General features: G+C 72.3%; 22 protein-coding genes. 11 read left to right on the forward strand and 11 right to left on the reverse strand.

The features are described 5' to 3' along the window. Positions 1-32: 32 nt before the first annotated feature. Positions 33-1796 carry an ABC transporter ATP-binding protein gene (locus RAN62_RS11905; protein ID WP_305784627.1) on the reverse strand — a complete coding sequence of 588 codons (1764 nt, stop codon included), beginning with the start codon at positions 1794-1796 and terminating at the stop codon, positions 33-35. Beyond that, entirely contained in the window at positions 1793-3400 is a 1608-nt protein-coding gene (locus RAN62_RS11910; RefSeq protein WP_305784796.1) for an ABC transporter transmembrane domain-containing protein, read from the reverse strand. Before RAN62_RS11910 ends, RAN62_RS11905 begins: the two co-directional genes overlap by 4 nt. 189 nt (positions 3401-3589) lie before the next feature. On the opposite strand from RAN62_RS11910, the gene folP reads away from it, so the two are divergent. Genes folP through RAN62_RS11925 form a run of 3 tightly spaced genes read left to right on the forward strand, consistent with a single transcriptional unit; the run spans position 3590 to position 6090 of the window. After that, on the forward strand, positions 3590-4474 hold the full coding sequence (folP, locus tag RAN62_RS11915) for a dihydropteroate synthase (protein WP_438874490.1): 885 nt from the start codon (positions 3590-3592) through the stop codon (positions 4472-4474). A 4-nt stretch (positions 4475-4478) separates the two neighbouring features. Next, positions 4479-5069: a YdeI/OmpD-associated family protein gene (locus tag RAN62_RS11920; RefSeq protein ID WP_305784628.1), complete on the forward strand. Its 591-nt coding sequence runs from the start codon at positions 4479-4481 to the stop codon at positions 5067-5069. Positions 5070-5079: 10 nt separating this feature from the next. After that, positions 5080-6090: an NADPH:quinone reductase gene (locus RAN62_RS11925; protein ID WP_305784629.1), complete on the forward strand. Its 1011-nt coding sequence runs from the start codon at positions 5080-5082 to the stop codon at positions 6088-6090. Here RAN62_RS11925 and RAN62_RS11930 read toward each other — a convergent pair. Continuing rightward, entirely contained in the window at positions 6077-7075 is a 999-nt protein-coding gene (locus RAN62_RS11930) for a GlxA family transcriptional regulator (protein ID WP_305784630.1), read from the reverse strand. The two genes, RAN62_RS11925 and RAN62_RS11930, sit on opposite strands and share 14 nt — an antisense overlap. 51 nt (positions 7076-7126) lie before the next feature. Here RAN62_RS11930 and RAN62_RS11935 point away from each other — a divergent pair, with 51 nt between their 5' ends. Next, positions 7127-7471, forward strand: coding sequence for a cupin domain-containing protein (locus RAN62_RS11935; protein WP_305784631.1), 345 nt, complete (start codon positions 7127-7129; stop codon positions 7469-7471). Between the two features lie 19 nt (positions 7472-7490). Here the strand turns inward: RAN62_RS11935 and RAN62_RS11940 are convergent, their stop codons facing one another. Both RAN62_RS11940 and RAN62_RS11945 read right to left on the reverse strand, forming a co-directional pair. Then, complete coding sequence (locus tag RAN62_RS11940; RefSeq protein ID WP_305784632.1) at positions 7491-8060, reverse strand: hypothetical protein; 570 nt, start codon at positions 8058-8060, stop codon at positions 7491-7493. 56 nt (positions 8061-8116) lie between these two features. After that, positions 8117-9457, reverse strand: coding sequence for a DHA2 family efflux MFS transporter permease subunit (locus RAN62_RS11945; RefSeq protein WP_305784633.1), 1341 nt, complete (start codon positions 9455-9457; stop codon positions 8117-8119). Between the two features lie 157 nt (positions 9458-9614). Between RAN62_RS11945 and RAN62_RS11950 the strand changes: the two genes are divergently transcribed. Beyond that, the gene (locus RAN62_RS11950; RefSeq protein ID WP_305784634.1) at positions 9615-10160 is read left to right on the forward strand and encodes a TetR/AcrR family transcriptional regulator; all 546 of its coding nucleotides are present in this window, start codon (positions 9615-9617) and stop codon (positions 10158-10160) included. Here RAN62_RS11950 and RAN62_RS11955 read toward each other — a convergent pair. Further along, positions 10157-11971, reverse strand: a complete 1815-nt coding sequence (locus RAN62_RS11955; protein WP_369077164.1) for an ABC transporter ATP-binding protein — start codon at positions 11969-11971, stop codon at positions 10157-10159. The two genes, RAN62_RS11950 and RAN62_RS11955, sit on opposite strands and share 4 nt — an antisense overlap. 207 nt (positions 11972-12178) lie before the next feature. On the opposite strand from RAN62_RS11955, the gene RAN62_RS11960 reads away from it, so the two are divergent. After that, entirely contained in the window at positions 12179-12877 is a 699-nt protein-coding gene (locus RAN62_RS11960) for a hypothetical protein (protein ID WP_305784636.1), read from the forward strand. A gap of 270 nt (positions 12878-13147) precedes the next feature. Beyond that, positions 13148-14275, forward strand: a complete 1128-nt coding sequence (locus RAN62_RS11965) for a HEAT repeat domain-containing protein (RefSeq protein ID WP_305784637.1) — start codon at positions 13148-13150, stop codon at positions 14273-14275. Between the two features lie 105 nt (positions 14276-14380). On the opposite strand, the gene RAN62_RS11970 is transcribed toward RAN62_RS11965, so the two are convergent. Both RAN62_RS11970 and RAN62_RS11975 read right to left on the reverse strand, forming a co-directional pair. Next, positions 14381-16204: a LamG domain-containing protein gene (locus RAN62_RS11970; RefSeq protein WP_305784638.1), complete on the reverse strand. Its 1824-nt coding sequence runs from the start codon at positions 16202-16204 to the stop codon at positions 14381-14383. A 60-nt stretch (positions 16205-16264) separates the two neighbouring features. Beyond that, entirely contained in the window at positions 16265-18259 is a 1995-nt protein-coding gene (locus tag RAN62_RS11975) for a neutral/alkaline ceramidase (RefSeq protein WP_305784639.1), read from the reverse strand. Positions 18260-18369: 110 nt separating this feature from the next. Here RAN62_RS11975 and RAN62_RS11980 point away from each other — a divergent pair, with 110 nt between their 5' ends. Beyond that, positions 18370-19362: a LacI family DNA-binding transcriptional regulator gene (locus RAN62_RS11980; protein WP_305784640.1), complete on the forward strand. Its 993-nt coding sequence runs from the start codon at positions 18370-18372 to the stop codon at positions 19360-19362. Positions 19363-19505: 143 nt separating this feature from the next. On the opposite strand, the gene RAN62_RS11985 is transcribed toward RAN62_RS11980, so the two are convergent. Beyond that, the gene (locus RAN62_RS11985; RefSeq protein ID WP_305784641.1) at positions 19506-21212 is read right to left on the reverse strand and encodes an SGNH/GDSL hydrolase family protein; all 1707 of its coding nucleotides are present in this window, start codon (positions 21210-21212) and stop codon (positions 19506-19508) included. 206 nt (positions 21213-21418) lie between these two features. Further along, complete coding sequence (locus RAN62_RS11990) at positions 21419-22456, reverse strand: hypothetical protein (RefSeq protein ID WP_305784642.1); 1038 nt, start codon at positions 22454-22456, stop codon at positions 21419-21421. A 361-nt stretch (positions 22457-22817) separates the two neighbouring features. Here RAN62_RS11990 and RAN62_RS11995 point away from each other — a divergent pair, with 361 nt between their 5' ends. Genes RAN62_RS11995 through RAN62_RS12005 form a run of 3 tightly spaced genes read left to right on the forward strand, consistent with a single transcriptional unit; the run spans position 22818 to position 25952 of the window. Next, positions 22818-24146 (forward strand): extracellular solute-binding protein, encoded by a 1329-nt coding sequence (locus tag RAN62_RS11995; protein WP_305784643.1) that lies wholly within the window; start codon positions 22818-22820, stop codon positions 24144-24146. Beyond that, positions 24143-25063 carry a carbohydrate ABC transporter permease gene (locus RAN62_RS12000; protein WP_305784644.1) on the forward strand — a complete coding sequence of 307 codons (921 nt, stop codon included), beginning with the start codon at positions 24143-24145 and terminating at the stop codon, positions 25061-25063. The genes RAN62_RS11995 and RAN62_RS12000 overlap by 4 nt, the downstream gene beginning before the upstream one ends. 10 nt (positions 25064-25073) lie before the next feature. Beyond that, positions 25074-25952, forward strand: a complete 879-nt coding sequence (locus tag RAN62_RS12005; protein WP_305784798.1) for a carbohydrate ABC transporter permease — start codon at positions 25074-25076, stop codon at positions 25950-25952. A gap of 66 nt (positions 25953-26018) precedes the next feature. Here RAN62_RS12005 and RAN62_RS12010 read toward each other — a convergent pair whose 3' ends face one another. Then, positions 26019-26675 (reverse strand): class I SAM-dependent methyltransferase, encoded by a 657-nt coding sequence (locus RAN62_RS12010; RefSeq protein WP_305784645.1) that lies wholly within the window; start codon positions 26673-26675, stop codon positions 26019-26021. Between the last annotated feature and the right edge of the window lie 61 nt (positions 26676-26736).

Below are 26736 nucleotides of genomic sequence, written 5' to 3' on the forward strand. Positions count from 1 at the left end.
GGACCCTAATGTCTGATATGTCAGCTCGCCCGTCACGCGTCCCCGGCACCCCCCGGACGGGTGAAGCCGTGCCAGGTCCGCCACAGCGCCGCGTACGTGCCCCCGGCCGCCACCAGATCGTCGTGCGTCCCCAGCTCCACCAGCCGCCCGGCGTCCATCACCGCGACCCGGTCGGCGTCATGGGCCGTCTGCAGGCGGTGCGCGATGGCGATGACCGTACGCTCCTGGAGCACCGCCGCGAGCGCCCGTTCCGTGGCCCGGGCCTGCGCCGGGTCGAGCAGCGCCGTCGCCTCGTCGAGGACCAGCGTGTGCGGGTCGGCGAGCACCACCCGGGCCAGTGACAGCTGCTGCGCGCAGGCGCCGTCGAGCACCACCCCGTCACCGCCGAGCAGCGTGTCGAGCCCGTCCGGCAGCTCGGCGGCCCAGTCGGCGCCGACCACGGCCAGCGCGCGCCACAGCTGGCGGTCCGGCGCCTCGGCCGCCAGGATCAGGTTGTCGCGCAGCGTGCCGCGGAAGACGTGGTGTTCCTGGGTCACCAGCACCACCTGCCGGCGCAGCAGCCCGGGCGGCAGGTCGGCGATCGGCACCCCGCCGACCGTCACCGCGCCGGCGCGCGGCCGGTCCACCCCGGCGAGCAGGCGGCCCAGCGTCGACTTGCCCGCCCCGGACGGACCGACGACAGCCAGCCGTTCCCCCGGGCGTACGGTCAGATCCACGCCGCGCAGCACGTCCCGGCCGCCGTCGTAGGCGTACCGCGCGCCGCGCACTTCGATCTGGTCCCCGCCCGGCGGCCGCGCCGACGCGGGTGGCGAGACCAGCGGCAAGGTGGCCAGACCCTCCAGCCGGGCGAAGGACGCGCCGCTGCTCTGCAACTGCTCCAGCCAGACGAGGATGGCGTCGAGCGGCGCCGCCAGCTGTCGCAGATAGAGGGCGGCCGCCGCCACCGCGCCCAGCGACATGTCGCCGCGGGTGTGCAGCATGCCGCCGACCAGGAGCACGGCGACGACCGGGACCACGTACGAGACGTCGACCGCCGGGAAGAACACCGTGCGCAGCGCGAGGGTCCGCCGCCGGGCCCGGTAGGCGCGCTCGATCGCCGCGCGGCCCGACGCCAGCCGGCGCTCGGCCAGCCCGAGGGTCTCGACCGTCCGGGCGCCCGTCAGCGTCGCGGTCAGCTCGTCGGCCAGGGCGGATCCGGCGGCCTGCTCGGCCAGGTACGCGTCCGGGGCCCGCCGCAGGTACCAGCGCGTCGCGACGGCCGCCCCGGACAGGCACAGCACGCCGATCACCCCGAGCAGCGGGGAGACGAAGAAGACGGCCACCAGCACGAACAATGCCTGGCCGGCCGCGATGAGCACTTCGGGCAGCGCGTCGCGCAGGGTCGTCGCCACGGCGCTCACGTCGCTCGTACCGCGGACGGCCAGGTCTCCCGCCGGCACGCGCTCGGCCACCGCCGCCGGGAAGCCGAGCACGCGGTCGAGGAAGCGCTCGCGCACCCGGGCCGCCGTCCGCTCGCCGAAGCGGTAGCCGGTGCTCAGCGCGCTGCGGGCGAGCACGATCTGCGCGACCGTGCACAACAGAATGGCCAGGGCCGCGCGGTCCACGGCCGAGGCGGTGGCGCGGCCGGCGGCGACGGCGTCCACGATGTCGCCGAGCAGCCACGGCCCGGCCAGGCCGGCGGTCGCCGCGAGCGCGTTGAGGGCGACCATGAGGACGACGCTGCGGCGGTCGCGGCACAGCAGGTCGACCGCGGCCCGCCGGACCTGCTCGCGCCCGGCCGCGGGTAAGGGGATCACGACCCGGTGGCCAGGCCGGAGGCCCGGTCGACCAGCGCGCGGTAGCCCGGCTGGGCGGCGAGCAGGTCGCGGTGCCGGCCGGTGGCGGCGACCCGGCCCTCCACGAGCCAGTGCACGACGTCGGCCCGTTCGAGCAGCGCCGGGGAGGTCGTCGTCACGAGCGTGGTGCGCCCGGCCCGGGCCCGGCGCAGCCCCTCGGCCATCGCCGCCTCGGTGTGGGCGTCCACGGCGGACGTCGGGTCGAGGGCCAGGAGCACCTCGGGGTCGGCGTAGAGGGCGCGGGCCAGCCGGATCCGCTGCCGCTGGCCCCCGGAGAGATTGCGCCCCTGGTCATCGATCAGGCCGGTCGCGCCGCCGGGGAGACCCGCCACGATGTCCCCGGCCGCGGCGCCGGCCAGCACGCGTTCGACGGCGGCCTCCCGGGGCTCGTGCCGGCCCGCGACCACGCTGCCCAGGGCGCCGGCGAACAGGTAGGACTCGTTGTCGGCGACGGCGATCCGATCCCGTACGGCCAGGGTGTCGATCCGCTCGTCACCCCACATGGCGGTGGTGGGTCCGTAGCCGCCGAGCCGGTCCACGACGGCCGACGCGTCGCTCGCCCGGGCGGTGGCCAGAGCGGTCAGCAGGCCGGGCGGCACGACCACGCCCGACTCGGGGTCCCACAGCTCGGCGGCGCCGGGGGGTGCGGGCGCGGCGCCCTGCGGATCGGGCCGCAGCCGCAGGAACGCCACGACCCGGCGCCCGGCGACCAGCGCGTGCCCGATGTCGAAGCCGCCTTCGATGAAGAACGCGACGGGTACGGCCAGCATCGCCGCGTACCCCCACACCGCGACCAGCTCGCCCGCCGTGATCAGCCCGCCGGCGGCCATCCGCGCGGCCAGCCAGATCACCACCGCCAGGAACAGGCCGGGCAGCCCGACGCCGAGCGCCTGGATCCAGCTCGTCACCGCGCCCACCCGATAGCCCTCGCGCCGCAGCCGGCCCGACTCCGCCCGGTAGCGCCGCGCGAACAGCTCCTTGCCGCCCAGCCCGTTGAGCACCCGCAGCCCGCCGACGATGTCGAGCAGCCGCTCGGCCAGGACGCCCTGCTGCTCGCGGTAACTCGTCCCGGCGCGCTGGAGCCGGCGCAGCATCGGACCGACGACCGCCGCGAGCACCGGCACGCCCGCGAGGACGACCACGGCGAGCAGCGGGGAGATCCCGAAGAGCAGGACGGCCGCGATCACGTACGCGACGATCGCGCCGAGGCCCGGACCGGTCACCGTCAGCGCCTGCGCCAGCACCCACGCGTCGGCCATGCCGACCGTGACGACCTCGCCCGGACCGGCGCGCCGGGGCAGCGCCGCGCCGAGCCGGGTGGCGTGCCGGACCACCGCGCGCACGGTCCGATAAGCGGCGTCGAGCCGGATCAGCGTCATGGTCCGGTGCCGCAGGATGGCCAGCCCGGCGTTCGCCCCGCCGACGGCGAAGAGCACGGCCACCCACGCGGTCAACGCCGGCAGGTCGCGCCGCTGCAGGCCGTTGTCCACGGCCTGCGACAGCAGGTACGGCGGGAGCGTCAGCCCGGCCATCCACGCCGATCCGACCAGGGCGCCCAGGGCGATCCGGGGTTTCTGGCACCGCACGAGCCACCACAGGTACCGGGCCGGACCTCGCAGGGCAGACACCGCGAGTCCCGAATCCGTCACACGTTGCACCCTATGACCCCGCGATCATCCACCGGAAGACCCGTTTGCGACCATCCCGTCGCCGGGCGTGTCCGCCGCCGCAGCAGCCCGTTATACGCTCACCGCGTGAGTCACTACGAGCCCCCGCTCATCGGCGCGAACCGGGTCATCGGTGGCCGGTCGTTCGACTTCGATCGCCGCGTCGCCGTGATGGCGATCGTCAACCGGACGCCCGACTCGTTCCACGACCGCGGCCGGACGTACGGGCTCGACCAGGCGATCGAGGCGGTGCGCGCCGCGGCCAAGGCGGGCGCGGACTGGATCGACATCGGGGGCGTCCCGTTCGCCCCGGGCGAGCCGGTCTCCGTCGCCGAGGAGCTCGACCGCGTGCTGCCCGTCGTCGAGGCGGCCCGCGACCTCGCCGTGGTGTCCGTGGACACGTACCGTCCGGAAGTGGCCCGTGCCGCCATCGCAGCCGGCGCCGGCGTGGTCAACGACACGTCCGGCCTGCGCGACGTCGGCCTCGCCGCCGCGGTCGCCGGCACGGACGCCACGCTCGTGATCACCCACAGCCTCGCCCCGCCGCGCACGCCCCACCCGGCGCCCCGCTACGACGACGTGACCGCCGAGGTCGTGACCTTCCTGCGGTCGCGGGTGCGGGTCGCGCTCGACCATGGCGTACGCCCGGAGCAGATCGTCATCGACCCCGGCCCCGACCTCAACAAGAACACGCTGCACACCCTCGAGCTGACCCGCCGCCTGACCGAGATCGCCGACATCGGCCACCCGCTGCTGGCCGCCGTGAGCAACAAGGACTTCATCGGCGAGACCCTCGACGCCGCCCAGCCGGACCGCCTCGCCGGCACCCTGGCCGCCGTGGTCTTCTGCGTGCTCAACGGCGCCCGCATCGTCCGGGTCCACGATGTCCGGGCCGCCGTGGACGCCGTCCGCATGACCGAGGCGATGCTCGGCTGGCGGCCCCCGGCCTACACCCGCCACAACATGGCGTGACGCGATGACGCTGGAGGAGCTGATCGTCGCCGACGCCGGGGCGCTGCGCGCGTGGCTGGCGGAGCACCACACCACCTCGCCCGGAGTCTGGCTGGCCCTCACCCGCAAGGGCGGCACCGTCACCACGCTGACCTGGCAACAGGCGGTCGACGAGGCCCTGTGCGCCGGCTGGATCGACGGCCAGGCCCGCAAGGGCGACGAGCACATGTCCTGGATCCGCCTGACCCCGCGCCGGGCCCGCAGCGCCTGGTCCCGGCGCAACGTCGAGCACGTCGCCCGGCTCGAGGCGGAGGACCGGATGCTGCCCGCGGGCCGGGCCGCCGTGGCCGCGGCGCAGGCGGACGGGCGGTGGGCAGCCGCCTATGCCCCGCCGTCGGAGGCCGAGGCGCCCGCCGACCTGCTGGCCGCCGTCGCCGCCGAACCGGCCGCCCAGGCGATGTTCGACGTCCTCACCAAGACCAACCGCTTCGCGCTGATCTATCGCGTCAACGCGGTGAAGCGGGCCGAGACCCGCGAGCGCAAGATCCGCGAGTTCGTCGCCATGCTGGCCCGCCACGAGACGATCCATCCGCAGAAGGCCAGGCCCCCGGCATAGTGTGGGATCCATGCGTGCTGCTGTGTTCACCCAGACCGGTCCCGCGTCCGTGCTGAGCGTCACCGATCGTCCGGCGCCGCCGGTCGGCCCGGGCGAGGTGCGAGTCCGCATGGTGCTGTCCGCGGTCAACCCCACCGACACGGGTACGCGAGCCGGCCGCGGCGTGCCCGACGGTGTGCAGCCACCCCGCATCCCGAACCAGGACGGCGCCGGCCTCGTCGATGCCGTCGGCGCCGGGGTCGGCGATCTTACGCCCGGCGACCGCGTGTGGGTGTGGGACGCCGCGTACGGCCGCGCCGACGGCACCGCCCAGGAGCTGGTGACCCTCCCCCGCCGCCAGGTCGTCCGGATGAACGACGACGTCCCGTTCGAGACGGGCGCCGCCCTCGGCATCCCGGCCCTCACCGCCCACCGCTGCCTCACCCTGGCCCCCGGCGGCCCCGACCGGCTCGCCCCCGGCGCCCTCGCCGGCCGCACCGTCCTGGTCACCGGGGGCGCGGGCGCCGTCGGCAACGCCGCCGTCCAGCTCGCCAAGTGGGCCGGCGCCACGGTCCTCACCACGGTCTCCGGTCCGGACAAGGCGGCCCTGGCCACCGCCGCCGGCGCCGACCTCGTCATCAACTACCGCGAGGAGGACGTCGCCGCCCGCGTCAAGGACTCCGGCGCCGCCCCCGACCTGATCGTCGAGGTCGCCAACGACAACCTCCGCCAGGACTTCGACATCATCGCCCCGCACGGCACGATCGCCCTCTACGCCCCGGGCGAAATCAAGGCCCCCGCCTTCAAGGCCATGCTGAAGAACGTCGGCGTCCACTTCGTCCTCACCTACACCACGCCGGCTCCGGCCAAGGACGCCGCCGTGGCCGCCGTCGCCGAAGCGGTGAACGCGGGCGCCTTCCGCAGCGGCGAGGAGGCGGGTCTGCCGATCGTCCGCTATCCCCTCGACCGCATCGCCGAAGCCCACGAAGCCGTCGAACAACACGCCGTCGGCAAGGTCGTCATCGAGGTCACCCAGCCCTGACCCCCGCCCGGGCATCGGCGCCGGGCACTGCGAAGCGGCGCCGGTAGTCGGCCGGGCTGACGCCCATGTGCCGCTTGAAGAGGGCGCGCATGTTGGCGCCGGTGCCCAGGCCGGAGCGGTGGGCGACGGTTTCCAGGCCGGGAGTGCCCTGCTCGATGAGGCGGCAGGCCAGGGCGACGCGTTCGGCGGTCAGCCAGGCCAGCGGGGTGGTGCCGAGCTCGGTGCGGAAGCGGCGGTGCAGGCTGCCGGTGCTCATGCCGCCGCGGCGGGCGAGGTCGGTCACGGTGATGGGCTCGTCGAGGCGCTGCTGGGCCCAGGCGAGCACCGGCGCCAGGGACTGGTCGGTGGCGGCGGGCACCGGGCGTTCGATGAACTGGCGCTGACCGCCGTCGCGGTAGGCCGCGAAGACCAGGCGGCGGCTGACGTGACCGGCGATCTCGGCGCCGTGGTCGCGCCGGACGATGTGCAGGCCGAGGTCGAGGGCGGCGGCGCTGCCGGCGGACGTGAGCAGCTCACCGTCGTCGACGAACAGGACGTCGGGCTCCAGGCGTACGGCGGGGAAGCGCTCCTGGAATTCCTCGGCCAGCGTCCAGTGGACCGTCGCCCGGCGCCCGTCGAGCAGCCCCGCCTCGGCCAGCGTGAACGCGCCCGTGCACAGGCCGACCAGCCGCGCTCCCCGCTGGTGGGCTCGGCGGAGTGCGGCGAGCAGCGCCGGGCGGGTGGGGGTTTCCACGTACGGACGGTTCGGCACGATGATCGTCCCGGCCCGGTCGAGCTCCTCCAGCCGGCCGGCCGCGCCGATGCTGAACAGCGCGTCCCGCATGGGCGTCGACCGGCGGGGCGCGACGACGCGGAGGTCGTACAGGGGAAAGCCGATCTCGGGCCGTAGCGGGCCGCCGAAGATCTCGCAGGCGCACCCCACCTCGAAGGGGTTGGACTGCTCGTCCACCACGAGCGCGACCCGATGGGAGGATCCTTGCGGCATTGGTCATTTCTACCACTGCTGCCGGCCGTCGCGCCCGGGCACGATCAAGGCATGCTCACGAAGTACGCAGTGGCGGGCGAAGCGGCCGCCCTCACCGAGTTCTGGTCCCAGCGGGTCCTCGCCGCGGCCAACGGCAACCTGCTCAAGGTGGCGAAGGGCACCCGCTCCACGACCTGGCACTCCCACGACGACCAGGACGAGACGTTCCTCCTGCTGTCCGGCAAGCTGACGATTCAGCTGCGCGACGGCGACGTGCCCCTGGAACCGGGCGACCTGCTGGTCATCCCGCGCGGCGTCGAACACTGCCCCCGCGTCGACGGCGACGAGGCCCACTTCCTGCTGATCGGCCCCGAGATCACCTCCACCCCCGCCGGCGGCAAGCCCGACTGGAGCTGAGGCCGTCCGAGGGCGAGGCTCATCCCGACAGGGCGCCGTGCAGGAAGAGGTCGACGAGCTGCTCGGGCGGCAGGGGCGGGTCGTGCGGGTCGGCGGGGCGGGCGCCGCCGAAGGCCAGGCCGACGAAGGCTTCCGCCAGCACCCGGGCGGGCAGGCGGAGGCGCTGGGCGTCCGGCTCCAGCACGTGGGCGACGGCTTGGCGGAGCTCGCCGTCCGGGATGGCCGGCCGGCGGCCGGCGACCTCGGGTGGGTCCGGGGCCGGGACGAACTCGTCGAGGGCGGCGCGGACCCGGCGGTGATAGCCGTCCAGGATGTCGATCACCTCGGCGAGGCGTTCCGCGAGGGGGCGGCCGGCCGGGATCGCGGTCAGCTGCCGGACCTCGGACGCCGGGTCGAACGCCGCCTGCGCGACCTCGGTCATGAAGGTGGCGTACGCGTGCACGACCGCTTCCTTGTCCGGGAAGACGGCGAGGAGGTCGGACTCGGCGATGTCCGCCGCCCGGGCGATCCGCGCGGTGGTGAGTGTCTCGAACTCACCCAGCAGCGGGATCGTCGCCCGGACGACGGACCGGCGAAACTCGTCGCTCATCGCTCCAAGGTAGGAGCCTCAATCCACGGTAAGAGCCTCAATCCAAGGGAGGACCGTCAGTCGCGGCGGTTGGGGAGGAAGCAGGCGACCACCGCGCCGACCGCGATGATGGCCGCGCCGACCAGGACCGCGGGGCGGATGCCGTCCACGAAGGACTGCTGATTGGTGTAGCCGCCGTACTCGGCGAAGACGCTGGCCAGGGCCGCGACGCCGGCGGCGACACCGAGCTCGCGGATGGTGTTGTTGGCCCCGGAGGCGACGCCGCGCTCGTCGGGGCGGACGCTGGCCAGGGCCATGGTGCTGATCGGGGCGAAGGTCAGGCCCATGCCGATGCCGGCCAGGACGAAGGCGGTGACCAGGTCGCCGTACTGAACAGAGGTGGTCGTGGCGAGGCCGATCCAGGCGACGCCGGCCGCGAGGAAGAGCTGGCCGGCGACGATCAAGGTACGCAGCCCGACGCGGCCGGCGACGATGCCGGCCAGCGGCGCGACGATCATCGGGGCGGCCGTCCAGGGCAGGGTACGCAGGCCGGCGTCGAGGGGGCTCAGGCCCTGGACCACCTGGAAGAACTGGGCGAGCAGGAACACCGCGCCGAACGCGCCCGCCGAGAAGGTCAGCGTGACCAGGGTGACCAGGCTGAAGCCGCGGGAGCGGAAGAGGGTCAGGGGCAGCATCGGCGTACGGTTGCGGGCTTGCCAGGCGACGAAGGCGAGCAGCAGCACCGCGCCGCCGATCAGCATCGACAGGATGCGGGCCGAGGTCCAGCCGCGGTCGGGGCCGTCGACCACGCCCCAGACGAGCAGCAGCATGCCGGCGGCCGACAGGACCAGGCCGAGCGGGTCGAGGCGGCGGGCTCCGCCGTGGGACTCGCGCAGGACCGTGAAGGCGAGGATGACGGCGACCACGCCGACGGGGACATTGATCCAGAAGATGAAGGACCAGTGCAGGCCCTCGACCACCGCGCCACCGACGACCGGGCCGACGGCGACGCCGAGGCCGCTGATGCCGCCCCAGATGCCGACCGCGGCGTTGCGCATCTTGTCCGGGACGGCCTGGGACAACAGCGTGAGGGACAGCGGGGCGACGGCGGCTCCGCCGAGGCCCTGGACGGCGCGGGCGGCGGTGAGCATCCACGGCTCCGTGGCGAGGGCCGCGGCGGCGGAGGCGAGGGTGAAGACGACGATGCCGCCGAGGTACATGCGGCGGCGGCCGAGGCGGTCGCCGAGGGCCGCGAAGGTGAGGAGGAAGGCGGCGAAAGGCAGCGTGTACGCGTTGACGAACCACTGGAGGTCGGTCAGCGAGGCGCCGAGCTCGGACTTGATGACGGGCAGCGCGGTCGTGACGACCAGGTTGTCCAGCGTGACCATGAACGTCGGAATGCCGACGGCGGCGATCACAGCCGCGAGTGGAGTGGTGCGGCGGCGTGGGTGCTGCGGCGAGACAGGCGCCTCGAGGACGGACATCGGAACCCCCGACGAAGTTGTTATCCGCTGATAACCAGAGTTAAGCATCGACTGATAACAAGTGCAAGTCATCGACTGATAACCTGGGTTCATGACCAGGTCCCGCCTCACCGCCGAGGAACGCTACGACCAGGTCGTCAGCGCCGCCGTCACCGCCTTCGCCGAGGGCGGCTACAAGGGCACGACGACCGATCAGGTGGCCCGCCTCGCCGGCGTCTCCCAGCCGTACGTCATCCGGCTCTTCGGCGGCAAGCAGAACCTCTTCGTCGCCGCGCTGCACCACGCCTGCGGCCGCGTCGAGCAGCACTTCCGGGCCGTCGCCGCCCACGACCCGTCCCTCAAGGCCCTGGGCGAGGCCTACGCCGAGCTCCTCGGCGAACGCGAGGTCATCGTCATCCTGCTGCACGGCTTCACGGCCGCGTCCGACCCGGCGCTCGGCCCGGTCGTCCGCGAGCTGTTCGGCCGCATCTTCACGACCGCGCGCGAGCTGACCGGGGCGGGCGTCGAGGAGGCCGGCGAGTTCATGGCCACGGGCATGCTCCTCACCGTGCTGGGCGCGATGAATGTCATCGGCCCCGGAGCCGTACCGCCGGAAGGCTGGTCCGCCGACCTCCTCAACACTTTCCAGAAGGACTAGAGGAAGCCTCCCGACTGCCGCGCCCACAACCCCGCGTACAAGCCGCCGCGGGCCAGCAGCTCGGCGTGCGTCCCCTCCTCGGCGACGCGGCCCGCGTCCAGCACGACGATCCGGTCCATCCGGGCGATCGTCGACAACCGGTGCGCGATGGCGATCACCGTACGCCCGGTGAGCACCTCGTCCAGCGTCTCGTGCACCGCCGCTTCCACCTCGGAGTCGAGCGCCGACGTGGCCTCGTCCAGCACCAGGATCGGCGCGTCCTTGTGGAACGCCCGGGCCAGCGCGACCCGTTGCCGCTGCCCGCCCGAGAGCGTCACGCCGCGCTCGCCGACCTGGGCGTCGTACCCGGAATTGCCGTCGGCGTCCCGCAGCCCCGCGATGAAGCCGTCGGCGGCAGCGCGCCGGGCAGCCGTGCGCACCGAGCCGTTGAGGGCCGCGCCGGCGATGTTGTCGCGTACCGACCGGGCCAGCAGCATGGTCTCCTGGGTGACCACCGCGATCTGCCGGCGCAGGCTTTCCTGGGTGACGCGCGCGACGTCCTGGCCGTCGATCGTGATCGTGCCGGCCTCCGCGTCGTGGAAGCGCAGCAGCAGACCGACCAGGGTGGACTTCCCGGCGCCGGACCGCCCGACGAGCCCGACCCGCTCACCCGGCGCGACGGTCAGGCTGACCCCGTCGAGGCCACCGCCGCCCGCCCGCCCGTAGTGGTGCGAGACCCCGGCGAACCGGATCCCGCCGCCGCGCACGCTCAGGGCCCGGGCGCCGGGTGCGTCGGCCACCAGCCACGGCTGCGCCACGGTACGCAGGGAGCGCCGCAACGTCCCGAGGGCCCCGAACAGCCCGGACACGCCGTCGATCAGCCACTCGGCCATGCCGGTGATCCGGAAACTCAGCGCCAGGGCCGCCGCCACGAGCCCGATCGGCGCCTCGCCCGCCTGCCACAGCACGATGCCCCACCCCGCGAGGCTCACCAGGAGCACCCCGCTGAGGAAGAGCATCCCCGAATTGATGGTCACCTCGACGCGCTGCACGTCGCACTGCGCCCGCCGCGCCGCCGCCAGCACCCGGCGCGCCTGCTCGTCCTCCCCGGCCCGGTCGGCGAAGAGGGCGAGGGTGTCACTGTTGGCATAGGAGTCCACGAGCAGCCCGGTCAGCGCCGCGTTCTCGCGTTGCAGCCGGTCCGACGCGTCACGGTAGCGCGGAATCACGTACACCATCAGGCCCGCATAAAGCCCGATCCACCCCAGCAGCGGCAGGATCAAGCGAGGGTCGGTCACGCCGAGCAAAATCACTGACCCCACGATGTACGCGGTGACGGCCGCCACCGTGTGCATGACGCTGTAGACGGCATCCGTCGCCGCCGCGGCGCCCTCCCGCACGTCGGTGGCCACGGTCCCGGCCAGCCGCCGCCGGAACCACCCCACCGACTGGCGCGACACGTGCCGGTGCAACCGCCACAGCAGCCGCGCCCGGGCATTCGGCCGGTAGGCGATGTCGTCGACGCCCTCGTTCAGCAGCCCGAGCAGCGGCCGCACCAGCAGAATCAGCAGGCCGGCCGTCACCAGCCCGGCCCCGTGCTCGTCCCACAACCGCTCCGGGCTGCTCGCGGCGAGCAGGTCGACCAGGCGCCCCGCATAGCCGATGAGCCACACCTCGACGCCCTGCCCGAGCACCGTGAGAACCAGGCTGGCCGCGATCACCCGCCGCAGCGGGCGCAACTCGTGGAGAAGGAAAGCACGCACCCCGCCGGAAGGCGTGCTGAGATCATCATTCGAGAACGGGTCGTCCGCCCGCTCGAGAAGCCGGAACAACAAGAATGCCCTCCAGGGCAAGAGATCGGCCGAGGATCGGAATCGAGCCTGTCGTCCTCACGCTGACCTCCCTGTTGTCCGTTCCGGTCCCTCCCACGATCGCCGGGACACCGGCCGCCGTCAACGGAATATCGCGATCGGCGGCCCTCAAGTCGCGCCGGCCCCGACCGACAGGAGGGTCTGCCACGTCGTCGGGAGGGTGGATCCATGGCGCATCGCCTGGTCGTTGCTCTGATCGCTCTGTTCGCGCTGGTCGGCCCGGTCGTCATCGCCGGGCCGGCCCAGGCTTCTTCCGGCGCGGGCTCCTTCACCTTCGACGCGTCGCCCGAACCCGTGAAGAAGGGTGCTTACGTCACCCTGTCCGGCCGGAACACGAACATCTATTTCCAGAGCGGAGTCAAGTTCTTCTTCAAGGCGGACGGCTCGGACAGCTGGGTCTACCAGAACTCGACGCCGGTCCGGAACGGGACGTACTCGAGGCGCCAGGCCCAGAACCACTCCGGCACCTGGAAGGCCGTCGCCTACTGCGAATGCGACTCGGAGGGCGCACCCAGCCGCACCGACCATGTCGCCGTCCGCGGTGTCCAGCTCCCGGGCATCGTCACCGGCTGCACCGGCGGCTACTACGTCGACTTCCGGCCGTCGGTGATCGACATCAGCTGCACCACATACTGGGGCTACACGTCGGTCCGCTGGAAGAGCGTGACCATGACGTCGGCCCGGGCCACCGCGATCCTGCACTACAACGACTGCGACCCCTACTGCGCCGGCGGCCGGTACCACACCGAGAAGGTGACCCTGACGTTCAGCCGCGTCCGCGTGCACCACGGGGTGCTCACCTTCACCAAGATGACAGAGCACCCCTCCGGCTACTCGTATGGCCTTTATCCGGCCGCCTTCAGCTGACCGGCGCCCGCCGCCAGCGCAGCTGAGCTCCAGCCGGGCTGCCGCCGGCGGCGGAGGCTCGAGCCGCGGCCTGGTCTCCGCGGCTTATCGCGACGGCGGGCGGCGCCAGTTCATCGAACGCCCGGTGCCCGCCGCCACCGACCAGTCCCCGGCGCCGGTGCTCGCCTGGGCCCAGCACATGGGCGTCAGCCCGGCCGACTACCGGCGCCGCTTCGGCGCAGCCCGCTGACCCCGGCGGATCTTGTCGCCGGGGGCTGATAACTTCTGGCCGTGTTCGATTCGCTGACGGGTGCGTACGGGCCGGCGACCGAGGTCCCCGGCCTGCTGACCGCGTTGCGCTCCGACGACCCGGCGCGGCGGGGCCACGCGCGCTCGGAGCTGGGGCACATGCTGGCGCGGCAGGGGGCCAAGTTCGAGGCCAGCGTCGCCGCGGTGCCGTTCCTCGTCGAGATTCTGGGCAGCGCGGGGCACGGGCGCCACGAGGCGTACGAGTTGCTGGCGCTCATCTCCGACAACGATCAGCTGCCCCGGCACCGCACGCGGCGGTCGGGGCCGGCGCTGGGCGAGCTGACGCGCGGCCGGTTCGAGTGGCGGCTGTCGCGGGCGCCCGACGACCCGGCCGACCGTTATCCGTGGCACTTCGACCCGCCGGCGACCGGGGCGCACGGCTGGGAGCGGCGGGCCTACGAGGCGGTGGGTGCGGGCTTCTCCGCGTACGTGAAACTGCTGCACGACCCGGACCCGCGCCTGCGCATCGGGGCCGCCCACCTGGTCGCGTCCCACCCGTCACCGGCCGCGGTGCCGGCCCTCACCGCGCAGCTCGCCGCCGAGACGAGCCCGATGGCCGCGGCGTCGCTGTGCGTGGCGGCCGGGCAGTGCGGCGACGTCGGCGACGCGGCCCTGCTCGACGTCCTGACCCGCTGGCGTGAGACGGCCCACCCGCTCGCCCACCTCTCGGCGCTGACCGCCATCGCCCAGCTCACCGACTCACCCGACGTCCACCTGCTCACCGAGCTGGCCGAGTGCGTGGTCGAGCCGGACGACCCGGTCGACGACTGGCCGTTCTTCGGCGAGCCGGCCCGCGGCGCCTACTGGGCCCTCGAGACTCTGAGCCCGGCCGACAACCCGCTACTGGCCGAGATCCTGCTCGAGCAGCTGCGCAACCATCGCCCCGAGCGTGTCTACTACTCGATGGTCGAGCTCCTGCTGGGCGCTCTCTTCCCCGGCGGCCCGCTGCCCGACACGGCGAGTTTCGGCGACCTGACCGGTCAGCAGCAGGAGTTCGTGCGCCTGGCGCTGCGCTTCCGCCTCCTCGACGAGGATCCGATGCCGAGCGCCTTCGCCGGCTGCAACCTGCCGACCGAGGCGGTGTCCCTGGAGTTCTGGGCCGCGTTCTGAGCGGCCGCGATCGCTAGCATGAGCGAGGACGGCAGAGCGGCGCTCGAACACTGTTCAGCTGACGGCGGCCCGGGGCGGCCGGCGCGGCCACCCCGGAGCGACCGGTCAGCCGACCGCCACCCAGGCGTCGTCGAGGCCGCCGTGGAACTGGTCGTTGTTGACGCCCGTGCCCTTGCCGCCGAGGCTCAGGGGCTGGGTGTTGTCGATGGCGAGGGCGGCCGGGACGGTGGCGCTGCCCTCGACCTGGTCGGCCACGAGGATCTCGAGCCGGGTGCCCGTACGCCGGCATTCGAGGGTGTGCCACTCGCCGTCCGCGATGGACTTGGGGCTCTTGGCGACGTGCAGCTCCTTGGCATCCTTGCCCGACAGCACGCAGCTGGGCTTGCCGGAGACGCCGTCGACCTGGAGCTTGTACTGGCCGCCGGGCGCGGTGGACGTACCCTTCTGGAGGATGTTCTCGCCCGCCGAGGTCTCGGCCGGCGAAAGCTGGATGTAGGCGCCGTAGCGCAGGTCGCGCACGCCCGGGTTGAGGCCGGGGGCCGAGGCGGCCTGCAGGACCACGCGCGGGCAGTTGGCGCCGGTGCACTTGGCGGGGAACTGGATGCCCTGGCCGGAGCCGTGCTTGCCGATGCGGACCGCGCCGCCGTTGGCCGCCGCGGCCTTGAGCGTGTGGCCGTTGCCGGAGCCGTCGTCCCAGCTGCCGTCGGGCACGGTCGAGTCGAAGTTGTAGGACGCCGCGTAGGGCGTCGGCGGCGCCGGCGGAACCTTGGTGCCCTCGGTCGCGGAGACGTTGAACGAGGCATAGCGCTTCTGCGCGCTGCCGCCCATCGTGGTGAAGTCGCCACCGACGCTCAGCAGCTTCGACGCGGGGTCCGCCGCCAGCGTCCGGACGCCGACCACGCCGTTGCCCATCGGCGCCCACGGGGTGAGGTTGCCGGTGGCGTCGATCGCGGCGAGCTTCACGCGCGGGACCGAGCCGTCGGTGCACAGGCCCTTGACCCCGTTGTTGGTCGTGGTGCACGCCTTGTCGAAGTGGCCGCCGACATAGACCGTGCCGTCGAGGACCGCGATCGCCTGCGCGTCACCGTCGAAGACGCGCGTCCATCGCGCTTGACCACCCAGGGTGTACGAGACCGCGCGCCCGCCCTGTCCGCCCAGCGCCGCGTACACGCCGTTGGCGTCGGCCGCCAGCGCGAAGACCTGCGAGACGGGCTTCGGCAGGAACGTCTTGTCGAGCACGCCGGTGACCCCGTCGACCGCGGTCAGCCGCAGCGTCGAGCTGACACCATTGGTCTTGTGGAAGGCGCCGCCCAGGAAGACCCGGGTGCCGGCGGTCGCGAGCGCGTTGACAGTGTCGTCCGTGGTCGGCGCCCACGTCGACAGGGCGCCGGTGGCGGTGTCGAAGGCGGCCACGTTCGCCCGGGCGACGCCGTCGACCGAGGTCAGCCGGCCGCCCAGGTAGAGCTTGCCGTTGCCGACCGCGAGCGCGTTGGGCTGGCCGAGCACGGTGTGCTTGAGCGGGGTGAGGGCGCCGGTCGTGGCGTCCAGGCCGGCCACGGCGTCGCGGGCCATGCCGGCGACCCGGTCGAAGTCGCCCGCGGCATAGACGGTGGTGCCGTCGGCGGCCAGCGCGCGCACGGTCGCGTCGGCGCCCGGGTTCCAGTCGAGCAGCTTGCCGGTCCGCGCGTTGAAGGCGGCGAGCCGGTCCCGCGCCACGGTCTTGCCGGCGGCGACGGCGCCGGTGAACGAACCGCCGACATAGACGACATCGCCGCGATGAGCGATCGCGTAGACAGGACCGTTGAACGAGGGGGACGGCGTGGGCGAGGAGGAGACGATGTCGGCCAGCGCGACGCCGCCCACGGACACGAGGGCGGTCGCCGCGCCGATCAGCAACGTCCGGCGAAGGGCTGAGGTCAAGTTGCGCACGAGGGCTTCAACGCCCCGGCCGCAAATCCGGACATGCCCGTAACGGGCGGAACAAGCGCCCTATCGGATGATCGTGAAGGGCCGGCTGGTGCCGGTGAAGGGCTTGATCGCCCCGGTCACGCCCTTCGCGTCCCCGCGATGCATGATCCGGTACGTCCCCCCGCGCGCGTCCGCCGGCACGGTCCACGTGATCGTCGCCGTCGAGACGCCCAGGTACTCCCGCTTCCACGCATAGGTGGTCTGCCAGTCCGAGTCCGTCGCCACGGTGGTCCAGGTGGTGCCGTCGAGGCGTTGCACCTCGAGGTACGTACCCTCGGTGTGCAAGTTGTTGTTCGGATGCCCGGTCACGAAGTCCACTCGCACATCCGCGCCGGGTTCGTACTGCGCGTCCGGCTCCACGAGCACGCTGCCGAACGACTTGCCCAGCGGCGGGGTGTCGAGGACGACGCCGGGGCGCACGCTGATCCGGTTCTGCGGATAGGACGCCGGCTGCGCGGTGCTGGGCGTGGCCGTCCCGTCGCGCAGGGCCGTCGCCAGCCGGGCCAGCTCCTGCTCGTACGCGGGCCCGGTGTACCGCCCGAAATGGGTGGCCGCCCCTTCGTAGTGCTGCCGGTCGTACTCCTCCGGGGTCGTGACGTAGCCCGCGTAGGCGTTCGCGTAGCCGGCCAGGATCTGGTGGGTCGTGACCCCGGCGAGCGGGGCGCCGACGGCCTCGCGGACCCGCTGACCGGCCACGATCGTGAACTCGCCGGGGGCGGTGCTGATCGCCAGCTGCCCGATCCGGAGCAGTTGGACCGGCATGATCTGCGGCGTCCACGGCGGGTTCTGGCTGCCCGAGCCGAGGAAGACGTCCTTCGGCGCCTGGCACGCGCGGACCGCGGGCGGCGTCGGGTTGACCACGATGCCCGCGACGAGCAGGAGCGGGTTGGCGGTGAGGTCGCCCTCGTCCACGATGTCCGGGCCGGGTCCGTCCTCGGCGCCCGCGGTGAAGTTCTGGCCGAGCGCGCCGGGGCACGTGCGGTGCGGCTGCCCGTCCGGCGTGTACTCCCCCGCCACCTGGACGTTCGAGAAGTCGACGTACCGGCCGCGCGCGTCGATCGGGCCGCTCAGCACCTCGGTGGCGCCGTCGAACAGCTCTGTCGCTTTGTCCGCTTGGAGCTGTCCGATGATGCGCGTGTTGACGGCCTGGTCGTCGGTCGGGCCCTCCGCGCCGCCGTTGCGCAGGTTCGGCGACATGTCACCGGCGTTCGTCTGCGCGAAGGCGGCCACGAAGGCGGGTCCGTTGTCCCGCTCGACCACGTGCGCCGCGTAGCCCTTGTTGTCGGCGCTGATGAGGTGGTTGTCGGGTCGCATGGACGTGCCGTGCGTGGCGAAGAAGCTGAGCAGCCCGACGGGGACGCCGCCCTGCTCGAAACGCAACACCGACATGCGCGTGTCGACAGCTCCGGGGAAGGTCGCGCGGTCGGCGGCCGGGTTCGCCTCGAAGGCGGGGAGCGAGCGGTTCACGTTCGCGCCGGCGAGCGTCCCCTCGGCGATCTTGACCGTGCCCGGCGCGAGCCCGGACTCGGCTCGCTCGACCGCCCGGACGATGCCCGCGACCAGCGCCTCGAAGGTCTGCGCCTCGAAGCCGAGCGTCGTCAGGTTGTAGAGCGTGTGCTCGTCGAACCCGCCCGGGCCGGAGTGCGTGTGCGTCGCCGTGAGCACGAGGTTGGACACGTCGTAGGGCGTTCCCAGCCGGCGCAGCACCTCGGTGTGCACCGCCTGGGTGATGAAGTCGACCTCGGCGCTGACGAAGGCGACGCGCTTGCCGCCGGCGTCCTGGACGAGGAAGGCGCGGGCCCATTGGCGGGAGGCCAGGCCGGCGGTGGTCTGGGCGGGGTCGGCGTACCCGAGCATGCCGACCTCGGCCGGCGAGCCGGTGATGTCGCCGGTCCCGACGCCGACCTGATAGCCGCCGGGCGCCACTGCCGCGGCCCGCGCTGTGGACGCCGGCGCCGCCGTCGCCGTCGCGGACAAAACGAGCATCATCGCGGCGAAAACGCTCAGCACTCGCACAGCGCACCCCTTTTCCATCGACAATCGCTGATGTTAATGGGTGGCGGGGAGATGTGCGCGCGGTGTGGAATACTTCCGGGAACTGTCCCCGAAACTTCCGAGGAGGACGCGTGGCCCGCGTGACCATCGCCGCGATCGCCGAGGAGGCCGGCGTCTCCGTGCCCACGGTGTCCCGGGTCCTCAACGGGCGGGCCGACGTGGCGCCCCAGACCCGCGACCTGGTCGAGAAGCTGCTGAAGCAGCACGGCTACCGGCGGCGCACGTCCCGGCAGCAGACCGGGCGCGCCAACCTGATCGACCTGGTCTTCAACGACCTCGACAGCCCGTGGGCGGTCGAGCTCATCCGCGGCGTCGAGGACGTCATGCACGGCGCCGGCGTCGGGACCGTGCTGTCCGCCGTGCACAAACGCTCAGCCGACACGCGCAGATGGCTGCAGAACCTGTACGCCCGGCGCTCCGACGGCGTCATCTTCGTCATCTCCAGCCCGAACACCGCCGCGTACGGGGAACTGCAGCGCCTCAACATCCCCGTCGTCGTGGTCGACCCGGCCGGCGGCGCCCCGCCGGACATCCCGGTCGTCGGCGCGACGAACTGGTCCGGCGGCATGGCGGCCAGTCAGCACCTCACGTCGCTGGGGCACCGGCGGATCGGCTTCATCACCGGCTCGATGCAGATGGTGTGCAGCCAGGCGCGGCTGGCCGGCTTCCGCGCCGCGCTCGGCCCGCTGGTCGACGAGAGCCTGATCGTCGAGGGCGACTTCGACTACAAGTCCGGCTACGAGGGCGCGCTCGCCCTGCTCCAGCGGCCCGACCGCCCGACGGCCATCTTCGCGTCCAGCGACACGATGGCGCTCGGCGTCTACGAGGCGGCGCGCCGGACGGGCCTGCGGGTGCCCGAGGACGTGAGCGTCGTGGGCTTCGACGACCTGCCCGAGGCGCGCTGGACGTCGCCGCCGCTGACGACCGTGCGGCAGCCGCTGGCCGAGATGGGGGCGCTGGCCGCGCGTACGGTTCTGCGCCTGGCCGGCGGCGGCGAGATCGAGACCCCGCGCCTCGAGCTCGCCACCGACCTGATCGTCCGCGACAGCACGGCAGCCCTGTAAGAGTCACCGACCTGGTCGTCCGCGACAGCGCGGAGGATTCCGACCATTCCCAGTCCGGGATGGCCGCCGCGCTCGCCGCCCAGCTCTGTGAAGCGACAGCACGGCAGCCCTGTGCAGAGCCGGCACGGCGCCCGTCCGAGGCGTCAGCGCTGGTCGAACGAGGTCGGCAGATACCCGTCGATCTCGCGCCGGACCACCGCGGCGGTGTCCTCGACGGCCCGGCGCACCCGCGCGCCCGGGTCCCGGACGCCGTCCGAGCGCAGGTGCCACGTCATGTCCAGCAGATAGCCGTTGCTGTAGCCGACCGAGTAGTAGCCACCCCAGATCTCGCCCGGAAGGTCCCAGCGGAAGAAGACGCTCCGATACGCCTCGCCGCCCGGCTCGAGCGCGAGCCCGGCGGTCCGCATCGTGCGCACCCGGCCGTCCCGGAAGTAGCGGAGCACGCACTTCTCCGGCCACCCGGTGATCGCTTTCCGCAGCGGCTCGCGCCGGCCGCCGGGCACCCGATAGAGATGCACGCGGAGGGTGCCGATCTCGCGAGCACCGTCGCCGCCCTGGTCCACGACGAAGGGGTAGGTCGCGTTGGCCCGCACCACCGACCGGGTCGCCGGGTCGGTGAGGAAGCCGTTGTAGAGAAGGCACCCGACCGGCCGGGTGGCGATCGCTTCCTCGCGGACCGCCGCGTCGCTGTCGAGCCGGCGCGGGTCCTCGCCGAAGTCGCCGAGCGGCGGATGGCCGAACTTGTCCGGGAAGGGCAGGACCTGCTCCAGCGAGGTGTACGGGCGGCGGGCCGGATCGCAGACCGAACGGTCCCGCACGCACGCCAGCACGTGGCCGGCCTCCGCCTTGTGCGCGGCCACCGTCGGATGGAACGACCAGGCCTGGTGCGGCAACACGCCCTTCCGGCCGGTGCCGGCGATGAAGCGGTTGACCCAGCGGGCGGTCTCCCCGCGGGTGTCGTCCTGGCACACGCCGTGATCGGCACCGCCCGTACGGAAGAGGTTGTGCTCGTCGACGTAGGAGACCCCGGCGGCGATCGCGGCCCGCTCGATGGCCGCGTCCGCCCGGCGGGCCACGCTGTTGAGCCAGAGCATGTCCGAGGCGCCGAAGTCGGCCGCCGCGCCGCTCCGGCAGGTCCCCGGCGGGTCGTCCGGGAAGAAGAGCGGATAGCCGAGGACGACGACCTGGCCGCCGGGCTTGGTGAGCTTCTTGACGCCCCGGTACGCCTCGGCCAGCTTCGGTTCCAGAGCCGGAAGTGCCGCGTCGACGAGCTTTTCGTGCTTCGCCTGGCACAGATTCTTGTGGAACCGGTTCTGCAGGAGCCGGCCGGCGGTGAACCGGACGGCGTTGTTCACCCATCCGTTCGCCACGCAGTCCTTGAGGATGCCGGCGAAGTTCAGGTCGTTGCCGCCGATGGTCATCGTCACCAGGTCGTACCGGCGGTCGCCGAGATCGGTCTGGAGCGGCTCGTCCCACTGGCGCCGGGTGAGCGCGGTCCCGCCCAGTGCCCGGTCGGTGATCGGGACGCCGAGGTTCTCCAGCTTGGCGCCGCTGCAGGCCCGGAAGGTCAGCGACCAGTCACCGCCCAGCCGACGGTAGAGCTCGTACGCGTAGGCCTCGCTCGAGCGGTGGCAGCGGTTGCTCTTCACGTCGGTGCCGGGCAGGAACCCGTCCTCCGCTCCGGGGACCGGCGCACCTTCGCCCGCGGAGAACGAGTCACCCAGGGCGAGCAGCGAGAACGGGGTGTCGCCGGCGCCGGCGGCACCACCCGCCCACGGGACCTTGGCATCACAGCCGGCCAGGGCCAGCACGAGCACGAGCGACCAACCAATGAGGCGACGGACCGCCATGAACCAACCTCCACCGACCGGGCAACGCCACCGACTTCATCACCCGGCGCGACGGGGGCCGGCCGGGAAAGCGGCGGTTCACTCCGGGGTGGCAGCCATCGGCACGAACGGCGGGCGAACGGCGCGAATCGGTGGATACGCCGTGCTCCGTTCGGAGCGACCGGCGCGGCGACCTGGTCGCAGGCACCGCGCCGGCCCGCCCGGGGTCAGTCGATGGTGCGCGGGAGGGTCTTCGCCGCTTCCTTCAGGGCCGCGGCCGCCGAGGAGTACGGGTTGTAGGTGTACGTCCGCGACAACGTGCCCGGGATCGTGAAGTACGCGGCGGACAGCTTGGCGGGGTCGGTCGCCAGCTCGCCGCGCGCCGGGACGTCGTTGCCGTCGTCCCAGCCCCACGGGGCGTTGGCCGAGTTGGTGCCGCAGGAGTACGTGCCGACGCCGCAGTCACCGGACGTGTCGCCGGCGAAGGTGCCCAGGGAGGCGTACAGGCTGGTGTTGGTGCGCTGCGCCCAGAGGCCGCCGGCGGCGAAGATGTCGATCAGCTGGTACTGCACGTCGCGGTCGTTGCCGCTGCCCGGCGTCTCGCTCGTCGTCGACGGGTAGTAGACCAGCCCGTCGCCGTTGATCGTGTACTGCGGGTACGCCTTGAGGCCGTGGCCCTGCGCCTCCTGGGCGGTGACGGGGTGCTGGAAGGAGTCGTGCGGCGAGGACTGGAGCTGCAGGGTGCCGTCGATCGTCTCGCCGCCGTTGGACCAGGTGCTGCCGGCCGGGGCGTACGAGTAGAAGTCGCTGTGCGCCACGGTGACCGCCGACCGCAGCACGCCGTAGTCGCTACCGTCGCGCTCGATCGCCAGCAGCAGGCCCTCGCCGTCGTTCTCGTGCTCGGTCTCGAAGAACGGGTGGTCGACCCAGTCGCGCGGGTGGAAGAAGAAGTACGTGATGTACCAGTGGCTGCTCGTCTCGACGACCGAGTAGTAGGCCGCCGCGCCGAAGTTCGCGCCCGCCGTGGCCGCGTTGTCCCAGTTGTTCCGGCCGGTCAGGTCGCCGTCGAAGTCGACCTTCGTGATGTAGTCGCTCCTGCCGCCCAGCGCGTGGCTGCCGGTGGCGTCGACGTCCTGGTAGTGGATGGGCGCCCAGCGCAGGGCGAGCTGCGACCGGCTCACCGCGGCGTGGGCCGGGGCCGGCAGGGCGAGGCCGGTGCAGCCGAGGGCGACGGCCAGGGCCACCGCGATCCTCCGTACGGACATGCGAGTCTCCCGCGATCTCGATGAGATAGACCGATGCCGATCCAATAGATCGTGAGCGGCCGGCGCGTGTCCACATGGCGACCACGGCATGGCGGGCGGGCGACCGTTGGGCTCGAAAGTTTCGGACTCGACTGTCGATCTCCGGCGGCATGGAACGGCAGGATGGACCGGTTCGCGTGGGAGCGTTCCCAAAGATACCGGGACGGCGTTTCAGCAGCCGCGCACAACCGCCTCTGAGACTCTTGACACACCTCGGCCGAAACCCTACGTTAACGAAACCTCCCGATAACTTACGGGCCTCTTTCGGAACTTCCGGAGACCGTCCGCCAGCGGCCGCGCCGCCCTTCGTATGGAGACTTCCGTGACACGCATACCGATGTCCCGCCGCTCGTTCCTCACCCTCACCGCCGGCACCGGCGCCGCGGCCGCACTGGCCGCTTGTGGCAGCTCAGGCCCCGGCACCTCCTCGGGCGGCGGCGCCAACGCCGACTACTGGTTCCTCAGTGGAGCCCCCGGCGAGACCATCCGCGGCGGCGCCGTCGAGCGGTTCAACAAGGGTGACAACGGCGGCAAGATCACGCCGAACGCGGTCCAGAACGACGCGTATAAGGACAAGATCAAGACGGCGATCGGCGCCGGCCAGGCCCCCACCGTCATCTGGGGCTGGGGCGGCGGCGGCCTGAAGAGCTACGTGGAGGCCAACCAGGTCGAGGACCTCACCGACTGGTTCGGCCAGAACGCCGCCGTCAAGGACCGGCTGTTCCCGTCGTCCTTCGGCCCGGCGACCATCGACGGCAAGATCTACGCGATGCCGGCCGAGACCGTGGCGCCCATCGTCCTTTTCTACAACAAAGAGGTCTTCGAGAAGGCCGGCGCCACTCCCCCGCAGTCGTGGGGCGACATCATGAACCTGGTGACCCTCTTCAACTCGAAGAAGATCGCGCCCTTCTCGCTCGGCGGCCAGTCCCGCTGGACCAACATGATGTGGCTCGAGTTCCTCTTCGACCGCATCGGCGGCAGCGAGGTCTTCCAGGCCGTCTTCGAGGGCGAGAAGGACGCGTGGTCCCACCCCGCGGCCAAGCAGGCGCTGACCGAGATGCAGAAGCTCATCAACGCGCAGGGCTTCGTCAAGGGCTTCTCGTCGATCACCGCCGACTCCAACGCCGACCAGGCGCTGCTCTACACCGGCAAGGCCGCGATGATGGTGCACGGCGCGTGGACGTACGGCAGCATGCAGAACGACGGCGGCAACTTCGTCAAGGACGGCAAGCTGGGCTGGATGAACTTCCCGCCGGTCGAGGGGGGCAAGGGCGACCCGAGCGACACCGTCGGCAACCCCGGCCAGTACTACTCGATCTCCTCGAAGGCGACGCCCGAGCAGAAGGAGCTGGCCAAGAAGTTCTTCGCCTCCGGCGTGCTCGACGACACCGAGGTCAAGGGCTGGGTCGACGCCGGCCAGGTGCCGATCGTCAAGGGCGCCGACGCGCAGTTCGCCGGTTCCAAGGACGCCGAGTTCCTCAAGTTCATCTACGACACGTCGTCGAACGCCAAGACCTTCGCCCAGTCGTGGGACCAGGCCCTCAGCCCCACCGCCGCCGAGGCCCTGCTGGACAACATCGCCAAGCTGTTCCAGGTGTCGATCTCGCCCGACCAGTTCATCACCAACATGAACGCGGTCATCGGCAAATGACGACCCTCGCGCCGCCCGCCGTACGGGAGAAGAAGACCACCGTCAACGGCGGGCGGAGCGGGCCGGTCGCCTGGATGGCGGTGCCGGCCCTGCTCATGTTCCTCGCCTTCGGGGTCGTGCCGCTGCTCGGCGTCGTCGCGCTGAGCTTCACCACCTGGGACGGCCTCGGCGACATCCACCCGTCCGGCCTCACCAGCTGGCGGGCCGTGCTCGGCGACCCGGGCCTGGTGCACGCCCTCTGGGTCACGTTCCTCATCATGGCGCTCTCGTGGCTCTTCCAGACGCCGCTGAGCCTGCTCATCGGGACGTTCCTCGCCGGGCGGCAGCGCTACCGCGAGGTGCTGGCGGTGATCTACTTCCTGCCGCTGCTGCTCAGCTCGGCCGCGCTCGCGATCACGTACAAGGCGCTGCTCGACCCGAACTTCGGCCTCGGGCCGGGGCTGGGCTCGTCCCTGCTGACCCAGGACTGGCTCGGCCGGGGCAACCTGGCGCTGGGCGTGGTCGTCTTCGTGGTGTCCTGGCAGTTCATCCCGTTCCACTCGCTGATCTACCAGGGCGGGGTGCGGCAGATCCCCGTTTCCCTGTACGAAGCGGCGCAGCTGGACGGGGCCGGCACGGTCCGGCAGTTCTTCCGGATCACGCTGCCCCAGCTCAAGTACACGATCATCACCTCGTCGACGCTGATGGTGGTCGGCTCCCTGACCTTCTTCGACCTCATCTACGTGCTGACCGCCGGCGGGCCGAGCGACGCGACCCGGGCCCTGGCCCTGGACATGTACCAGCGCGGCTTCAAGGCCAGTCTCATGGGCCCGGCCAGCGCGATCGCCGTCATCCTGGTCCTCGTCGGCCTCGGCCTGGCGCTGCTGCTGCGCCGGCTCGGCGGCGACGCCGACGAGAGCCAGCTGGAAGGAGCCTGAGGTGGCGACCATGACCACCGGCCGTCCCGTCCACGTCGAGTCGCCCCCGCCGCCGCGGCGCGCCCGGCGCTGGCGGCCCGGCAACTGGCCGGCCGGCCTGAGCAGCCTGATCTGGCTGGTCATCGTGGTGGTGCCGATCTACTGGATCGTCATCACCAGCTTCAAGACCCAGAGCAACTACTTCGTCCAGAACCCGCTCGCCCCCGCGGGCGAGCCCACCCTGGACAACTACCGGATGGTGCTGGAGTCCGACTTCCCGCGCTACTTCGTCAACAGCGTCGTCGTCGTGGTGGGCGCCGTGCTCCCGGCCGTGCTGATCAGCTTCATGGCCGCGTACGCCATCGTCCGCGGCACCGGTCAGCGCTTCCTGCGCGGCGTCAACTCGCTGTTCCTGATGGGCCTGGCCATCCCCCTGCAAGCGGTGATCATCCCGGTCTACCTGATCATCATCCGCCTGCAGCTCTACGACACCCTGCTGGCCATCATCCTGCCCAGCGTCGCGTTCGCGATCCCCCTGAGCGTCCTGGTCCTGTCGAACTTCATCCGGGACGTCCCCCGCGAACTCTTCGAGAGCATGCGCATGGACGGCGCGACCGAATGGGGCACCCTCTGGCGCCTGGTCTTCCCCCTGACCCGGCCCGCCCTGGTCACCGTGACCATCTATCAGGGCCTGCTCACCTGGAACGGCTTCCTGCTCCCGCTGATCCTGACCCAGAGCTCCGAGCAGCGCACCCTGCCCCTGGCCCTGGCGGCCTTCCAAGGCCAGTACAGCATCAACGTCCCGGCGATCGCCGCGTCCGTGGTGCTGACGACGCTGCCGATCGTGGTGCTCTACGCGCTGGGCCGGCGGCAGCTGCTGAGCGGTCTGACGGCCGGCTTCGGCAAGTAGCGGGACACAGACCCTTGTGGTGAGGGGTGCCTGGCTGAGGGGCTGGGCGCGGGAAGGAGCCGGGCATTACGCCCGGCTCCTTCTCTCTTTTCCGCCGGGCAAGCGGTACAGCAGCTGCGTTCCCCGGGCGTCGTGACCGTTCATGGTCCGTACGGTGATCGGCCGTTCCTCCTCCGGGGTCAGTCCGGCCCCGGTCAGGAGGGAACGGAGATGGGCGATGTCGTGGTGGCGGCACACCGCGCCGTCGGTGGTGGCGAAGGTGCCGTACGGGTCGTCGTGGTCGCGCGCCCACGTGTCGTATCGGTGGCGGTTGCGGTCGTCGTTCTGCAGCACGTAGTCGCTGACGTAGAGCCGGCCGCCCGGGACCAGGAGGGTGGCCAGGCCGGCGACCAGATCGCGCTGGGCGGTGTCGGCGGGCACGCAGGTCAGCACCGCGAACAGCAGCACCGTGTCGAAGCTGCCCGCCGCGAGACGGTCCGGTGAATCAGCTACGCACAGGTCGAGATCCGGGCGCTCGCGGTGGCCCCGTTCGATCAGCGCGGCCGACGGGTCGGCGCCGCGGACCCGGGTGCAGCCGAGCCCGGCCAGCTCCGCGACGGTCCGGCCGTATCCGCAGCCGTAGTCGAGGATGCGGTCGGCGCGGCGGATCCACGCGGCGTGCAGCGGGTGGGTGAAGGTCTTCGCCGCGCCGGCGCCGTTCCAGTAAGCCGTGTGGTCCGTCATGCGCGAGCAGCGTACTCACCGCGGTGGTACATCTTGGACCAGGCCGGGCGGGCGGGCCGCG

The sequence above is a fragment of the Symbioplanes lichenis genome, assembly GCF_030709675.1.
In the GTDB taxonomy this organism is placed as follows: Bacteria; Actinomycetota; Actinomycetes; order Mycobacteriales; family Micromonosporaceae; genus Actinoplanes; species Actinoplanes lichenis.